9 protein-coding genes and 1 pseudogene are annotated in these 15,728 nt (G+C 45.5%); all 10 read right to left on the bottom strand.

Going from position 1 to position 15,728, the window contains the following annotated elements; all coding sequences use genetic code 11:
* Position 1: 1 nt before the first annotated feature.
* On the bottom strand, positions 2 to 1,072 hold the full coding sequence (locus RDQ32_RS01700) for a lactonase family protein (RefSeq protein ID WP_308578891.1): 1,071 nt from the start codon (positions 1,070 to 1,072) through the stop codon (positions 2 to 4).
* Between the two features lie 372 nt (positions 1,073 to 1,444).
* Positions 1,445 to 2,536, bottom strand: a complete 1,092-nt coding sequence (locus RDQ32_RS01705) for an ABC transporter substrate-binding protein (protein WP_308578897.1) — start codon at positions 2,534 to 2,536, stop codon at positions 1,445 to 1,447.
* 128 nt (positions 2,537 to 2,664) lie between these two features.
* Positions 2,665 to 3,462, bottom strand: coding sequence for an ABC transporter permease (locus RDQ32_RS01710; protein ID WP_007158112.1), 798 nt, complete (start codon positions 3,460 to 3,462; stop codon positions 2,665 to 2,667).
* On the bottom strand, positions 3,462 to 4,280 hold the full coding sequence (locus tag RDQ32_RS01715) for an ABC transporter permease (protein WP_007158113.1): 819 nt from the start codon (positions 4,278 to 4,280) through the stop codon (positions 3,462 to 3,464). The genes RDQ32_RS01710 and RDQ32_RS01715 overlap by 1 nt, the downstream gene beginning before the upstream one ends.
* Complete coding sequence (locus tag RDQ32_RS01720) at positions 4,270 to 5,352, bottom strand: ABC transporter ATP-binding protein (RefSeq protein ID WP_007158114.1); 1,083 nt, start codon at positions 5,350 to 5,352, stop codon at positions 4,270 to 4,272. The genes RDQ32_RS01715 and RDQ32_RS01720 overlap by 11 nt, the downstream gene beginning before the upstream one ends.
* Before the next feature lie 198 nt (positions 5,353 to 5,550).
* Positions 5,551 to 6,099, bottom strand: coding sequence for a hypothetical protein (locus RDQ32_RS01725; protein WP_308578892.1), 549 nt, complete (start codon positions 6,097 to 6,099; stop codon positions 5,551 to 5,553).
* Entirely contained in the window at positions 6,096 to 7,793 is a 1,698-nt protein-coding gene (locus tag RDQ32_RS01730) for a serine/threonine-protein kinase (RefSeq protein WP_183684344.1), read from the bottom strand. The genes RDQ32_RS01725 and RDQ32_RS01730 overlap by 4 nt, the downstream gene beginning before the upstream one ends.
* Before the next feature lie 24 nt (positions 7,794 to 7,817).
* A complete protein-coding gene (locus RDQ32_RS01735; protein WP_308578894.1) occupies positions 7,818 to 8,585 on the bottom strand; it encodes a protein phosphatase 2C domain-containing protein in 768 nt (255 codons plus the stop codon).
* Between the two features lie 16 nt (positions 8,586 to 8,601).
* On the bottom strand, positions 8,602 to 14,715 hold the full coding sequence (locus tag RDQ32_RS01740; RefSeq protein WP_308578895.1) for a hypothetical protein: 6,114 nt from the start codon (positions 14,713 to 14,715) through the stop codon (positions 8,602 to 8,604).
* Between the two features lie 162 nt (positions 14,716 to 14,877).
* Positions 14,878 to 15,728: pseudogene (locus RDQ32_RS01745) on the bottom strand (hypothetical protein); the annotation flags it as partial.

Here is a 15,728-nt window from a genome sequence, read left to right on the forward strand (position 1 = left end):
CTTACCCCCGACACTCTACCATACAGATGCTGTTTGGTTCATCCACTTCCAGCTCTCTTGCACACATGGTTAAAAGTCCCTGCTCATAATCAATGTTGAAAAAGGTAATGGTACCGCTTTCATTGTTGGCTACCGCAAGGTGCTTCTCATCCGGGAAAATGCAGAAATCCTTAGGATATTCGCCGGCAATGGGAAGGCTACCCTTCATGGTTAAAAGTCCTGTCGCTTTATCTCTGTCATAGATGGTGATGGTATTAATCCCCGCATTGGACACAAAAAGATGAGAAGCATCCGGGTCCGGAGAAAAACGCATCTGACATGCGGCGATTAAGGGGTTGTTTTCCTTATCGTTATGGGTGGAAATGGTCTGCAGCTTCTCCAGCTTCACCTCCGAGTCCTTCTCTCCCTCGGAAAAATGATACACATCCACCACATTTTTTAATTCATACAAAAGATAGAGGTAATTCCTGTCCGGGCAGAAACGAAAATGTCTTGGGCCGGATTGCAGTTCGCATCGCAAAGTATCTACCTGTCGCATCTTCCGGTCCGCCTTGTCGAAACGGAAAATCTTTACCTGATCAATTCCTAAATCCGCCACCAAAATGAACTTCTGGTCATCGGTCATACGGGAGCAGGAAACATGGGGGCGGAAGGTACGCTCCGCCACGGAACCGATACCCTGGTCATAAACGCCGTCCACAATCGGGCCTACAGAACCGTCCGCTTCTAAAGACAGCAGGGTGGACTTTCCGTCATGGTAGCCGGACACCATCAGGTACTCCCCCTTCTTGTCTACGGCAAGGTGGCAACCGCGCATTCCGCGGATATTTCTGGTATTTAACTTGCTCAGGTTTCCGTTATCCAGAATGCGGAAGGAAACAATTCCCTCATCCGCAATAGAATAGAGGGTTCTTTTATCGGGAGAAACCGCCACATAGGAGGAGTTGTTTACCTCCACCTCTGTTCTTTTTTCAAATCTTCCCTTTTCCATATCCACATCACAGATGGTTATGCCCTTGGCAGTGCCGGTGTATGAATAAGAACCGATATATGCTACATATTTTGAGCGCATTTTTCTTCCCCCTTTTGCCTTTTTGCTACACGTAAGCGACTTTTTTGCTACACGCAGCCGACTTTTTGCTACACGTAGCCGATTTTCCTGCTACACGCAAGCGACTTTCTTGCTATATACCGCCGGCTTTCTTGCTACACCCGGACGCTTTCTTCCTGCAAAGAATTCCGCTGTTTCTAAACGCCCCTATTTTAGCAAAAAAATTTCGGAATAAAAAGCTTTTCTAAAATTTCTAGGAATAGAAAAATCCCCTCTCTATGGACTTTCTCCATAAAGAGGGGTTCTGTCAGATTTTTTTCAAATAGGGTTTAGAAAACTCTGATCTTTTTTCAAATAGGGTTTAGGACACTTTGATCTTTTTTCAAATAGGGTTTAGGACACTTTGATTTTCTTCCAACGGTCATTGTACTTGGCTTCGTCCTGTTCTCCCAAATAGCTGAAGACCTCTCCCTTTTTCAAAACCTCCGCCATATCCGGAAATACCGCTTTATTTTCCGTATATTCCGGCGAAAGAAGCTTCAAGGCACCTACGTTTGGGGTGGTATAGGTAATGTACTCGAAATTCTTCGCCGCAATATCCGGACGGCAGAGGAAATTAATCCATTTTTCCGCATTTTCCTTATGCTGGGCGTTCTTGGGAATTACCCAACCGTCTACCCACAGGTTGGTGCCTTCCTCCGGAATCACATAGTCCACTTCCACGTCCGTGCCTTCCAGCTCTCCCTGCACATAAAGGATTTCTCCGGAGTAAATGACGCCTACCGCCGCCTCTTCTCCGATCATCTTGTCTCTGACCTGATCCACCACATAAGCCTGTACCAAGGGCTTCTGGGCAATCAAATCCTTCATGGCCTCATCTAACTCCTTGTCATCCACGGTATTCATGGAATGGCCTTCCTTCTTCAGCGCCACCATAAAGGCATCCCGGACGGAATCCTGCATCAGGATTTCTCCCTTCAGCTTCGGATTCCATAGATCCGCCCACTTGGTGGGATAGGGCACACCCAGCTCATCCAGCATTCTTTTGTTATAAAGAATGCCTACGGTTCCCGTGGTATAGGGCACCATGTAACGATTCCCCGGATCGAACTCCGCACACATTTCCATATATTCTTTTCCGATTTCCTTGATATTGGGAATGTTCTTAAAGTCGATTTCCGCCAAAAGATGGTTCTGCATCATCTTCTCAATCATGTAATCCGAAGGGCAAACCGCATCATACAGCACTCCCCCCGCCTCGATGACGGGATACATTTCCTCGTTGGTTTCAAACATATCGTAAACCACTTTGATGCCGGTTTCCTGCTGAAATTCCGTAATCACCTCCGGGTCGATATACTCTCCCCAGTTATAGACATTGACTACATTGTCCGTCTTCCCTTGGCTCTCTCCCTCCGGACTCTCTGTGGACTCCGCCTCCTTCGGTCCGCAGGAGGACAAAAGCAGGGCGCTGAAAAGAAGCATTAAGCCTGCTGCCAGAGGCAGAAAAAGTTTTCTTAGCTTTTTTTGTGCGGCCTTACTTACAAGCTTTCCTGCACGCTCTCCCGAGTTGCTCCAAAGATTCTTTTCAAAATTCTTTTCAATATTATTTCTCATGCCTTTTCCTCCTTTCTTCCCATAAAGCTCGGGGCAAAATTAGCGATTAAAAGGATGATAAAGACCGTAACGAAAATCAAAGTGGAAAGGGCATACATACTGGGGTTGATTCCCTTTCTGACCTCCGCATACACCAGGGTGGAAATGGTATTGATTCCCGCACCTCTGGTAAAGTGGGTAATGATAAAGTCGTCCAGACTCATGGTAAATGCCAGCAAGAAGCCGGACAAAACTCCCGGCATAATGTCCGGAAGCACCACCTTAAAAAAGGCGTAGAGGGGCTTTGCCCCAAGATCCAATGCCGCCTCATAGCTCACCTCCGAGCTCTGCCGAAGCTTGGGCAGCACGGACAGAAGTACATAGGGCAGATTAAAGGTAATATGGGAAATCAAAATGGTCTTAAAGCCCAGGCTGATTTTGAAGGCGATAAAACAAAGCATCAAAGAGATACCGGTTACGATGTCCGCATTCAGCATAGGCACATTGCTGACACCGATAATCAGACTTCTGGGAAGCACCTTCATTTTTCGAAGAGCCACCGCCGCCATGGTGCCGAGAATCGTAGCAATAAAGGCAGACAAAAAGGCAATCACAAGGGTATTTTGCAAAGCCTGCATAATATCCTCGTTTTGAAACATCTCCACATACCAGCGAAGACTGAAGCCGGTAAAATGGGCTCTGCTCTTTCCCGCATTAAAGGACAGGGCGGTAAGCATGAAGATGGGTGCGTAGAGAAAAAGCACCACCAAACCCAGATAGGCATTTTCCAAAATACGAACAGATTTCTTTTCCATTAGAAAATCGCCCCCTCTCCGTTGTCATAGCGGGACAGTATGGCCATGGAAGCGATGATGAAGACCATCAGAATCATGGACAGTCCCGAGCCTACATTCCAGTTGGAATTCACCGTAAATTCCTGCTCGATGACATTTCCGATGAGGAAAATCTTGCCCCCTCCGAGAATGTTGGAAATGGCAAAGGTGGTCAGCGCCGGCACGAAAACCATGGTCACACCGGACACAATGCCGGGAATGGACAGGGGCAGAATCACCCGAAAGAGGGTGGTGAAAAAGCTGGCCCCAAGGTCGTAGGCGGCATTGATGGTATTGTCATCAATTTTGCTTAAAGTATTGTAAATGGGCAAAATCATAAAGGGCAGGAAGTCGTAAACCATACCCAAAATAATGGCATAGGGGGTGTTGATTAGGCTCTGGGTAGGCAAATGCAGAGCTATCAAAATCTCATTCAGCACGCCCTTTCGCTCCAAAAGAGTCTGCCATGCCAGAATTCTAAGCAGAGAGTTCATCCACATAGGCAGGATAAAAATAAAGGCTACAAAAGAACCTTTTCCCACCTTTTTGTTCCGAAGCACCATGGCTAAGGGGAAGGCCAAAAGAAAGCATAAAATGGTACTGCAAAGGGAAAGAAGCACCGCCAGATACAGGGGCTTGTAGTTCTCCCACAAAAAAATCTTTGTTAAGTTATCTAAAGTAAATGCACCGGTCTTGTCTGTAAAGGCATAGTACCAAACCAAAAGTAAGGGTATCACAATAAATCCACCCATCCAAATCAGATAGGGGGCGGCCAGAAGCCTTGTTCCTTTATTCTTCAATGCCCAATGCCTCCTCGTCTTCAGACTCGGGCTTATTCATAATTTGAATATTGGAGGGGCGCACATAAATCCCCACCTTTTTCCCCGGCTCATGCATTTCCGTGGAGTGTACCAGCCACTCGAAGCCATCCTCCGTGGTACATTCCATCTCGTATATTTCTCCCTTGAAAATGATGTGGGTCATGGTTCCCTTCAGAATCGCACGATCGTCTCCCTCTTCCAGGATTTCCACGTCCTCCGGACGAATCACCACATCCACAGGGGTATTTTTTCCAAATCCCTCATCTATACAAGGGAAGTTGGCACCAAAAATACGCACCAAACGGTCCTCCAGCATGATGCCGGGGACGATGTTGGAGTCTCCGATAAAGTCAGCTACAAATGCATTTTCCGGTTCGTTATAGATTTGTTCCGGGCTTCCTGCTTGTTGAATATAACCCTGATTCATTACCACCACATAATCCGACATGGTCAAGGCCTCTTCCTGATCATGGGTGACATATATAAAGGTAATGCCCAATTCATTTTTCAAACGGATAAGCTCATATTGCATCTCCTGCCTAAGCTTTAAGTCTAAGGCCCCCAGGGGTTCGTCCAATAAAAGTACTCTGGGTTCATTCACTATGGCTCTGGCAATGGCGATTCTCTGTTGCTGTCCTCCCGATAAGGAATCCACAGAACGTTTCTCATAGCCTTGCAGATTCACCAGCTTTAAGGCGTATTGAATCTTCTCCCGAATATAGCTTTCCGACATCTTCTTAATCCGAAGACCGAAGGCAATATTCTCTGCAATATTCATGTGGGGAAACAGGGCGTACTTCTGGAATACCGTATTCAGCTGCCGCTTGTTGGCCGGTAGTCCTGTGATATCCTGTCCGTCAAATAAAACCTGCCCCTTGTCCGGCTGGGTAAAGCCTCCGATAATCCGTAATGTGGTGGTCTTTCCACATCCGGAGGGTCCCAGTAGGGTAACAAAGCTGTTCTCCCGAATAGATAAATTCAGATCATCTAAGATCAGCTCTCCGTCAAATGTCTTGGTAATTCCTTTTAAATCAATCAGCGTTTTTTCCAACTCATAAAAACCCCCTTCTTAGTATTTTGCCCTTTTCTTTTTTCCAAAAAAAAAGCAACGTGTCCATTGTATCAAAAATGAACGCAAATACAAGAAATTTACGAAGGAAATTTCGTTAGACTTTAAAATGGGATTTTAGAAGGTTTATGAGCTTTATGAGCTTTATAAACTTGAGAAGTCTTAGGAGTTTAAGTCCTTTTAGGACTCGGACTCCATTTCATACAAGGTGACATAACCGCTCTTTGGCTTTGCTTTATTTTTCTCAGCCCCGGAAGCGCCCTCTGCAGGGAGCGGAATCTTTACGGTTTCTCCCGCCTCGGCGGAAATCCCCGACGAAGCGTCCGAAGGGGTTCCCAAAGAAGCGCCCGATAGTGCCTCGGAAGAAAACAGCGGGGCGGTTTCCTGTCCTCTATAGTTGTCTTCCGTCATCAAAAGCTTGGCGGTAGCCTCTCCCTCCTGCTTCCAGGGAGCCTGCTCCGCCATTCTTCTCTTTTCTTCCTGCTTTTCTTCAGAACGCTTCCGAAGAAATTCCATATCGATTTTTCCCTGTAGGGAGAAGCCTTTTTTCTTTTGTTCCTCTCGCTTCCTTCTCAGGATTTGAATGTTCTTCTTCTGGCGACTTCCGCTTAAATACAGGAAGACTCCGGGAATCCGAAAGAGTATGAAAAGAAGAATGCTGCAAAAAAGAAAGACAAAGCCCAGTATAAAAAACAGACCGGAATATTGATCCACCGCTAACCATTTCATCCCTTATCTTCCTCCTGTGAAAAGACATTCTGAACGGCAATCTTCGCATCCATCAAGGTCTCCTCCAACGTTTTCTTCTTCTCCTCCGTAAGCTCACTGTTCACACTGATTTTCGGAAGCAGCATCTCTATACGAAGTAAAGCATCCTCCATGGCGGAACGAGTCACCTGATCCGCCCGCATTTTTCCGGCATACTGCTCTATGCTTTCCGCCATAAACTCCAGAAGCTCCAGACGAACCATTTCTCCCTCTTCTTCCTTTACCGCAACCTCCTGAAAAAGGGTTTGGAAATCTTCAAAGAGGGTTTTATACATACCCTGATCGCTGGCCTCCACGATATTGGTGGCAATATCCCGATAAAAGCTTCCGATTCTTTCGTACACTAAGGCAATGCTCTTCTTGGAATCCCCATCCTCCAGATATTCCAAGGCATTGGCAAACCAAGGGGCTGCACTTTTCGCCCGCTCCATCCGTCCTGCATTGTCCTCCCCTTCATAGTAATACCAGAAGGCTTTTCCCAGCTGGAAGCAAATGTCTCCATACTCCTCGGGATGCTTTAAAAGAGCCGCCCTGTTTTTTCGTATCAGCTCCTCCAGGGTTCCCGCCTCTTCCCGGCTAAAGACCTGATCCGACTTGGCAGATTGAATAAAGCCCAGATAAGCCTCCTCTCTGCCCTCCATATCCGGCATATTGGCGGCTTCCAGATAGTTCTTCTCCTTCTCCGCCCCGTCCTGTTGCACCTCCGCATTTTGCAGGAGCATGGTATAGCGCTCCTCCTTCTGGCTCTGGGAAGACAGGAGGAAGCTGAAGCCCAGAGCAAAACAGATTCCGGACAGAAGCAGGGTGCTTAAAAAGAGACGAAATTTTCTTCTCTGCTTCTTATAATAGCGTTCATCACTTTCTTCCACGTGGGAAATGGCGTAAAGAAACTCCTCCGCATTTTGATAACGCTGCTCCGGATCCTTCTCCGTGGCGCAGAGCAAAATGTTTTCCAGACCCTGAGAAAGATTGGGGTTAATGCTTCGAATGGGCTTGATTTCATAGGGGGGAAGGGAAGGATTATGGCCGGTTAAAAGATGATACAGGGTGGCTCCCAAGCCGTAAATGTCAGTCCTTTCATCGGTTTGTCCCAAGCCCCCGAACTGCTCCGGCGCCGCATAGCCTACGGTACCAAGACAGGCGGTATCCTCGGTTTTATCCGCCTTAAATTCTCTGGCGGTTCCGAAGTCGATGAGGGAAAGATTGCCATCCGGCTTCAGGATAATGTTGGCAGGTTTCATATCCCGGTAAATAATCGGGGGAGTCTGGGCATGCAAATAGGACAAAACATCCAAAAGCTGTTTTGCCCATTCAATCACATAGTCCTCCGGAAGACTTCCCTGCTCCTCCAGAAGTACCCTAAGAGAGTTCCCCTCCACATAGTCCATAACAATGAGGAACACATCCTCTTCCTCAATCACGTCTACAATGGTGGGAAGGTTCGGATGGCGGAGGCGCTTCAAAAGATCCGTTTCCACAATCAAGCTTTGCTTCACCGCTTCAAAGTCCATTACACCGGACTTTCGCACCTCTTTTACCGCCCAGGTTTTGTTGGCCTTCTCGTTGATGGCCATATAAACCGTACTCATTCCACCATGACCGATTTCACTCAGTATTTTATATTTTCCGTCTAAAACGGAACCGATTTTCAGCATAGTTTAACTAAACTTCCTCAAAGACTAGATGGTACTGATGGCTATTGCCGTAAGGTTGTCCCGTTCCTGTCGTTCCAGATTCCAGCGCAGTAAAATCTTTAAAGCGCCCTCCAAATCCTCCAAAGACTCTCTTCTGTTCCGCTGAAGAACCTGATAGAGCTCCTCCCCGGAAACCTCATGACGAAAGCCGTCCGAACAAAGCAGATAGGTAGCCTTTGGCTCCGGTGCGCCGAAGAAGAAATCCGGATAAATCTGATCCGATGCCCCGATGCATTGCAGGAGAATATTTCGCCGGGAATCCTTTTCCGCATCGTAGGCGGAAAGCTTTCCCAGATCCACCTCCCGCTGCACCACGGTATGATCCCTTGTAAGCTGTCGGATGCCCGCTTCCAAAGCATAGGCGCGGGAATCCCCAATATTCATAATATAATATCGCTCCTCCGTCATCAAGAGGACCGTAAGGGTGGTGCCCAGAGAGATGCCCCGTTCCCTGCCGTAGGCATGAAGATAGTGGTTGCAACGGTTTACCAGTTCCGTCCATTCTCTCCGTATCTCCGCATCGACAAATTCTCCCAGGGAATAGTCCGGTAAATGCTCCTTCCCCCAGGCCTTAAAGGCCTCCACCACGGTTTTGCTGGCGAACTCACCCTGTTGCAAACCGCCCATGCCATCGCAAAGAATGGCAAAAACTATATTTCCCCGTTCCGTTCTTCCCTGTTCGAAGAAATAATAGTCCTGGTTGACTTCCTTGACATTTCCCACTGAAGAAACTGCCATGGTGACAAAGTCCATCTCCACTCCTTTCCGTCTATCTTCTTCCCTTTAGTCTTCTCCGCTTAAGCTCCTGTAAGAGGCTTGGGCCGTTGACCAGGCAGGACAATCCCATTAAGCCTGCCACAGTAGCGATGGCGGCATTTCTGGCAAAGTTTTTCTGAGAAATAAGACGAAGCAAAGGATTGTTGGTAATCACGAAGTCGGAAACTTCCTTTCGGCTTTCATTGCCGGCTGCATCTCTTGCTACCACTAAAAGCTTATGCCGTTTTCCCTTTTCTCCGGAAATCTGTAAGGGGAAGCTGTCCTTTGCAACCGCTTCCTGCAAGCTCTTGTCCTTCCAGCTTAGTTCTTCCGTTCCATCCACGGTGGCATCCACCTGCTCCAGCCACAGGTTATCCTGTACGGATAAATCCAAATCTAAAACATCTCCACGGTATACCCCCTGATTGTCCACATTGGAAAGCAGGATTCTGGGGGGTGTTCTGTCGATACCGAAGCGGAGCTCCGCCCCTCTTTCGGTCTGTTCCGTGCTGGCAAGGTTTCCTGCCTTATCCTGAGAGGAAATCTGCAAATGATACAGACCTTCCTTGTCAAAGTTATCCTTCTTAATCAGATAATCTCCCCGATACCATTTTCCGTTTCCGCCGGAGCGAGTAGTCTGATACTCCGCTCCCTCGGAAAGGGCATGCTTCTCCTCATTTCTGTATAAGGTCAAAGCAGAAGATAAAACCTCATCCGCGTTGATTTCCGAAATCAGAATCTCTTCGCCCTCTTTCTGATAGGTACCCTGCAGAGCCTTCGCCCTGTCGGACAGAAGATAGGTGGAACCGAAACGATTTACGGAGAACCAAAGCTCTTCCGTGGTTTCATTTCCCGCCATATCCACAATCTTTGCAAAAAGCCGGTACACATCGTCCGTATCCGGCTCCTCCGGGAAGTTTTGGAAGGAAAGATTTCCCTCTTCTCCCCCTGCGGAGCTTTGGTAAACAATGCCCTCTTTCTCCTCCTGCTTCTGCTTTGGAGACTCGTTTTCCTCCATAGACTTCTGCATAGGAAGATTTAAGGCATCCGTTCTGGCTATGGAAATGCTGCCGCCCTGCTGAGAAGACAGCTCATGCTCTCCATGTACCTCTCCTATCAGCTTTAAGGACAGGGCATCCTGATCCAGATAGCGATCCCCGTAAGAAATCTTGGGACTGACCTCGCCCTTATTGGCAGACTCGTTCAAAATGTCACTAATCGTCAGACTGGGAGCCGTTCTGTCAATGACAAAATGATCCTCCGGATAAGCCAGGGCCTCATTTCCCGCCAAATCCTTCACCCGGATGTTGAACTGATAGTCTCCGTCCTCTTCATAGGAAATGCTTGCCTGATGATGAAGCTCGGAAACCCCACGACCTTCTCCACCGCTAAAGGAAGACAGGGCACTGCCATGTCCCTCTCTGCCGCCATCCTTCAACACGGAATAGTCCACAAGATCCGAACGGAAATTTTTCTCCTCAATGGAAATCTCCGCCCTTCTTCCTTCCTTGTAATAAAACTCATGGTTTGGGGTATTGTTGTCATAGCTTACACTGAGTACAGGGGCTGTTTTATCCACGGTAAAGTCCAAAGCTGCCTGAGTACCCTCTGCATAGACTAGCTCTTCCATGGCATTTCCGGCCAAGTCCTCTCCGGTGATGGAAAGCTGATAGTCTCCGTCCTTATTAAAGTAAATACGGCTTTCCCATCTGGTACTGTCTCCGCTTCCGGAAACCTTTTGGAAGGAATCCCTTTCCACCTCCAAAAGCTTGGCACCCTTTCCCTCTGCCGGGTCTGTAATCAAAATCTTGAAGGCATCCTCTGAGAAGTTTCTCTCCTCTACGGTAATCAGTGCGGTACGGTTTTCCTTAAAATAAAACTCATTTTCCACACGATTGTTGTCGAAAGATAATGTGACTCTCGGTTTTGTAATATCAATGCTAAGACGCTCTTCCTTTACCGTTTGGTTTCCGGCATTGTCCACTGCCTTAATCTTCAGAACCACATCATTGCTGTTGTTGTCCTTAGCCAAAATCGTAAGAGCATGAGCATCCTCATAGGACTTCTTTAAGTCGTTTAACTGAGGCTCTTCCTTGGAAAAATGATAGAGAGAGCCTGCCTGGGTTTCTATACCGTCCCTGTAAACGGTATAGGTCACATCCTTTAAGCCGGCATAGCTGTTTCCGGGGCTTGGCTCCGTTACGGAAATGCCTACCCCCACATCCTTCTTGTAGAGGCCGTTTTTCTCCTCTTCTTTCGGCAAGGTGATATGAATCTCCGGATTCTGCTGGTCTAAAATCACACCGTCAGAGCTTAGGTAATACTGATTTCCGGCCATATCCTTCAGATGGACATAGGTAATAAAGGTCTCGTTGGGAGAGATTTCCTTGGACCAGTAACCATCCTTTGCTTCGCTGGTAACATTCTTAAAGGCAGAACTTGCCTGCAAGTCTGCAAGACTCATCTTCTCCCTTGTTCGAAGAACTTCCACCAGCCCGACACCGCTTAAGTTATCCTCTGCCTGTAAACGAATAACCTGCTTCTTATTGCTGAATCGACCAAAACTGATACGATCCAGGAGCTTGGTCCAAAGGGTTCCGTCCTTGGAACGATCCCAATCACCAATCTTCAAGGCACCTGTGGGGGCTTTTCTGTCCACCACAAAATCAAAGGCAGCCTTGGTATCTCCTACTTCGATGGGAGCATTTTCATTGCCCGCCAAATCCTTGACCTTAAGACTGATATGGTAAATGCCGTCATCAGCAAACTCGACAGGGATGGAAATCTTATTTCCTTCATCCTTCCAGTTCGAAAGGCTCGTCAAATATGCTGCATAATTCCTTGCGGTAGATACCGGATTCCCCGCCTTGTCCTTTACGGAAAAATCCACCTGAAGAGAAGAGAAATCCAAGTGGGCATCCTCGATTTCGATTTTCCCCTTTCTGACTTCTCTAAAGTATTTCTCATTGGCCAGGCCGTCATTGGATAAGGTTAAGCGAATCTTAGGGGGTGTTTTATCCACTACCAAAATGTTGGAGGCGCTGGCGGTTCTTCCGGAAAAATCTGTGGTATGTAAGTTCACCACATATTTACCATCTTCACTTAAGGAAAGCTCCGCCTTATTTAAGGTAGAATCGGAAGCCTTTTCCTTCTTCCAGCTTATATTGTTCGGCCGTATCCTTCTTTCCCCTGTCTCGGAAGAAAGGCTGCTGGAACTTGCCACAGCAGTTCGCCCCTCCACCCTATCCGGGGTAAATATATAAGAAAGATCGGTTGCTGCCGGATTAAAGTTTTCTTCCAGTACATTGGCCTTCAGCTTAACGTCCTTGGCAAAGTACCGTACCTGTCCACTTTCGGAAGGAGGGTCAAAGAAAATCTTGGGATCCGTATGATCCACAGTAATAGCCAGTTCTCCATTCTTCTCCAATCCTAAAGTATTCTTCCATTCTAAAGCATTTCCGGAAGGATCCTTATAGTCAAAGGACAAACGATAATGTCCTTCTTTAGTGAAATTCATTGTCAAATCATTATGTTCCCCATTAGGCATGATTTGTACGAAGGAAGTAGAATTGTCCTTTAATAAGCTCTCTCTTCCATCACTAATGAACGTAGAATTCTTCTTTAAGGTGAGAGCTTCCCTATTGCCCTGCACTCTATAGGAACTTTCTTTGTCTTCTCCATTTCTTCTGCTATAAACCTTCAAAGAAAAATCCTGATCCTCAGGAAAAAAGTTCTTTTCTTCCACATTCAGAGTTAAAAATGCCTTATCTTGAAAATAAAAGTGGTCATTAACTTTCTTACCCTTAGGCTGAAAATCGAAGCTTCCCTTTGGTTTTATTGTATCCACTACCAAATACTTATCGGTTTTAAGAGGCTGATCTTCATTTGTATTGTCTGCGTTATCTATCGCGAAGAATACAATCTTTCCCCTGAATTGAGGATCAATCTTGATTTTTGCAATGGCTCTGAAATCATCCGGTTTGCTAAATCTCTCGTCATTATCCGTAAGCTTGTACAAAGTATTTCCCTGATGAACAATCCCATCACTATCTTGTAGGTCAAAACGATAACAGATGGCAGCCATCCCGGAACGCTCATCCCTAGCTTCTAGTTCCACTTCCAGTGTGTCTTTATAGAAGTCATAGCCCGCAAGGGTTTTGACTCTGGACTCTTTGTCCGTCCTATAGGAAATGGAGATAAGCTTCGGCTTGGTAGTATCAATATTATACTTTTCAAGTACATACGCTTTACCAATTTCTCCGTTAGGTTTCTTGATAAAAAGTTCTCTTCCTTCCAAAGCACCGTCTTTTTCCTCAATTGAAAAGCTTTTTTCCCACTTATTCTTAGTGTCATCCCAAGAATCACTATCGGAAATGCTATCATTTTTTGACTTAGGGGAGAATATTATATTCGTGTTATACCAGCCCTTATCATTAGCTTTCCCTTGCTTATCTATGAAATTAGAGAAGTCCGGATAAACCACATTAATCTCCGCATAAATGGTCTTTGGATCATAATTTCCTGTTGGGTCAACAGATGTAGCAGATATTAGGACAGGACCAACTTTACTGTTTTTAAAAGTAAGGACTCCTGTCTGTGCATTAAAATCAGCAATATCCTCTCCTGCTTCAAGCTTATAACTTACACTCGTGCCTGTAGCGCCTCTGGTACTTACGCGAAAAGAATGTTTCCCTAAAGTCCATCCTCTTTCCTGATTCTCCTTTCCGTAATGCACGGTATACCGGAATACCTTATTCCCTCCCCTTTCTTCTTCACTTGGCTGTCCAAAATCTTTTAAACTAAAGGAAAATTGGTTCTGGTTCCCGGGGGTAATCGTTATATAAATTATCTCCGGTTCAGCCGTATATATTGTTCCATCCTTAGGGTCTACCCAATCATCTACTCTGGCCTCTATTCTAGCCTTTCCAATATGCCTCATTCTTATTATGCGTCTATTTTCATCAAGTTCAATAGAAGCATTTAATTTCGGAGAAACAATAGAGTAGTAAACCTTAGCTTTAAATATTTCATTAATTTCCGGCTGAATCTCTTCACCCTTTTTCAGTGGTATTTTAATATTTTTATTTATAATGATTTCTCCATTAAAGCGTTTTTTTACAACTAAACTCCGACGAGCTTCTAAAGCAGTGTGATTGGCGTCCTCGGGTACTCTGGCGATGATGGTATATCTTCCGGAAGTACCAACTAAAAAAGCAGTAGGATCATAAATCCGAGTTCTATCTCCCCTGGAATTCGCAAGGTAATATTCTATTTGGGGTACAGTTACATCCTCTTCCTCACTGGCCTTTTGATAGTATGCTTCCAAAGGAATAGGATTGCTTTCCCCCTCCTTCAAAATTACATCATTTACCGGAGGAAATACTAAGTTTCCTTGCCACTGCTTTTTCTTTTCTTTATCCAACTGTAGATTTATAGTGTTCTGCAACTTATCCGGTAAATTTCCGTCTGTAATACGTTCTTCATATAAACCATCCGTTTCATATGACTCATTACTGCCTCGTACACGAATCTCTATCGTATAGTTTGTAGTCATATAGTTCGACGGAATTATCTGGGAAATTTTTCCATCTTGATTGGTTTGTCCGGTATAAAATAAAACTTTCTGAACAATTCCATAATCCGGATGTATATCGCTCGAAGGATTAACTTCACTATAATTCGAACTGCTATAATAATGTGGGAATCCGTCACTCTTATCCCAGTTGACTTGTTCTTTAGTATAGTTATCGTCCTGTTCTTTTCCGGAAGTACTGGAGCTAGTCTTTTCGTTACCTTCATCTCCAATAAAAGAAGCTGATACCTTTTCCTCCTCATCTTCATCCATCACGGAAGAAGATAGCACGTTTTCATCTGTCTCTTCTGTCTTTTTTGCATCGATTTTTTTATATACAACAAGCTCTACCTCCACCTTGATTGAGCCGGCTCGTTCTGAGTTATGATCTACAAAGGAAAAATCTAGTTTTGTAACTTTCTCTTTTTCTTGACTCCTCTCTACTTGACTTCCCTCCGCTTTCCATTCTACAGGAAACTGGAAAAGCACTTGTAATATAACAAGGCACAAGGCGACCAACCTCTTTCCTCTCTTCCCAAAGATAAAGCTTTTCATAAATTACTCCTTCTTCCACAAACCGAGACAGAAACATTTCTTCTATCTCGGTTTCTTTGCCTTTTGCATTGTTGAATTTCTGCTTAGAATTACTATTTTTTCTATTTTAGCTTTTCCCTGAAATAGAGTATATAAGCATTTCTATAAAACATAATGGCTGTTTTACTGTTTTTGCACTGCTCCATTCACTACCCATCTTCCTTCCGAATCCACTGTAAAACCATCGGGAGTAGTGGTGTTTCTATAGAGAGCACCTTCATTCTGTCCTTGTGAGTCTAAGTAGTAGCAGTTTCCGTCAATCCACTGCCAACCGGTAAGCATCCTGCCCTTCCAACCGTCAGAGTTTGGGAAAAGATAGTATTTACTGCCGTTTACCTCTATCCAGCCTGTAGCCATATAGCCGGAATCCAGGAAATAGTACCAGTAGGACTTTCCATTATAGGCTTCATAGCCCCAGCTGTTCTTCGGATAGCTTCCGTCCGGTCTTTTATACCACCAGCCCTTTTCATCCTGTATCCACTGGCCTCCGGATAAAGAACGGTCTACGCCAAGTACCTGTCCGGTCAAACTACTGCTGACCTTAAAGCTTCCGGAACCACCACCGGAACTTCCTCCTGAGCTAGCGGAGCCACCACTTGATCCACCGGAACTACTGGAGACAGCTTTAGAGGCAGAACCGGAATTGCCTGTATTGCCGGAATGATTTTCTTTCTTCTCTACTTTTACCGCATCGAAGAAAGGGGAAGTTATTCTTGTAATGGTTGATATATTATGATCGGGGATAACCCTACGGACTTCATAGGGCTCATTATTGACATAAATCTCTGTACCTTGGCCATAAGTATCATCAGTCTCCGACACTAAGAAACGATAGTTATCCACTGTATAATAAGGCTGTATTACATATAGTACCTTATAACGGCCTTCCGGAAAAATTCTGTCTTCTTCCTGCGTAAACCTGAGATTTCCGTTTTTTCCCGCTTCATTCGGATAGCTTTCCAAATAGAGTTTAT

This window comes from uncultured Oribacterium sp. (genome assembly GCF_902481605.1).
GTDB lineage: Bacteria > Bacillota > Clostridia > Lachnospirales > Lachnospiraceae > Oribacterium > Oribacterium sinus.

What these genes read in the sequence shown, in the direction of transcription:
- RDQ32_RS01740 (WP_308578895.1), bottom strand. Translation starts at nt 14,715, where the DNA reads ATGAAAAGCTTTATCTTTGGGAAGAGAGGAAAGAGGTTGGTCGCCTTG.
- RDQ32_RS01730 (WP_183684344.1), bottom strand. Translation starts at nt 7,793, where the DNA reads ATGCTGAAAATCGGTTCCGTTTTAGACGGAAAATATAAAATACTGAGT.
- RDQ32_RS01700 (WP_308578891.1), bottom strand. Translation starts at nt 1,072, where the DNA reads ATGCGCTCAAAATATGTAGCATATATCGGTTCTTATTCATACACCGGC.
- RDQ32_RS01710 (WP_007158112.1), bottom strand. Translation starts at nt 3,462, where the DNA reads ATGGAAAAGAAATCTGTTCGTATTTTGGAAAATGCCTATCTGGGTTTG.
- RDQ32_RS01705 (WP_308578897.1), bottom strand. Translation starts at nt 2,536, where the DNA reads ATGCTTCTTTTCAGCGCCCTGCTTTTGTCCTCCTGCGGACCGAAGGAG.
- RDQ32_RS01725 (WP_308578892.1), bottom strand. Translation starts at nt 6,099, where the DNA reads ATGAAATGGTTAGCGGTGGATCAATATTCCGGTCTGTTTTTTATACTG.
- RDQ32_RS01735 (WP_308578894.1), bottom strand. Translation starts at nt 8,585, where the DNA reads ATGGACTTTGTCACCATGGCAGTTTCTTCAGTGGGAAATGTCAAGGAA.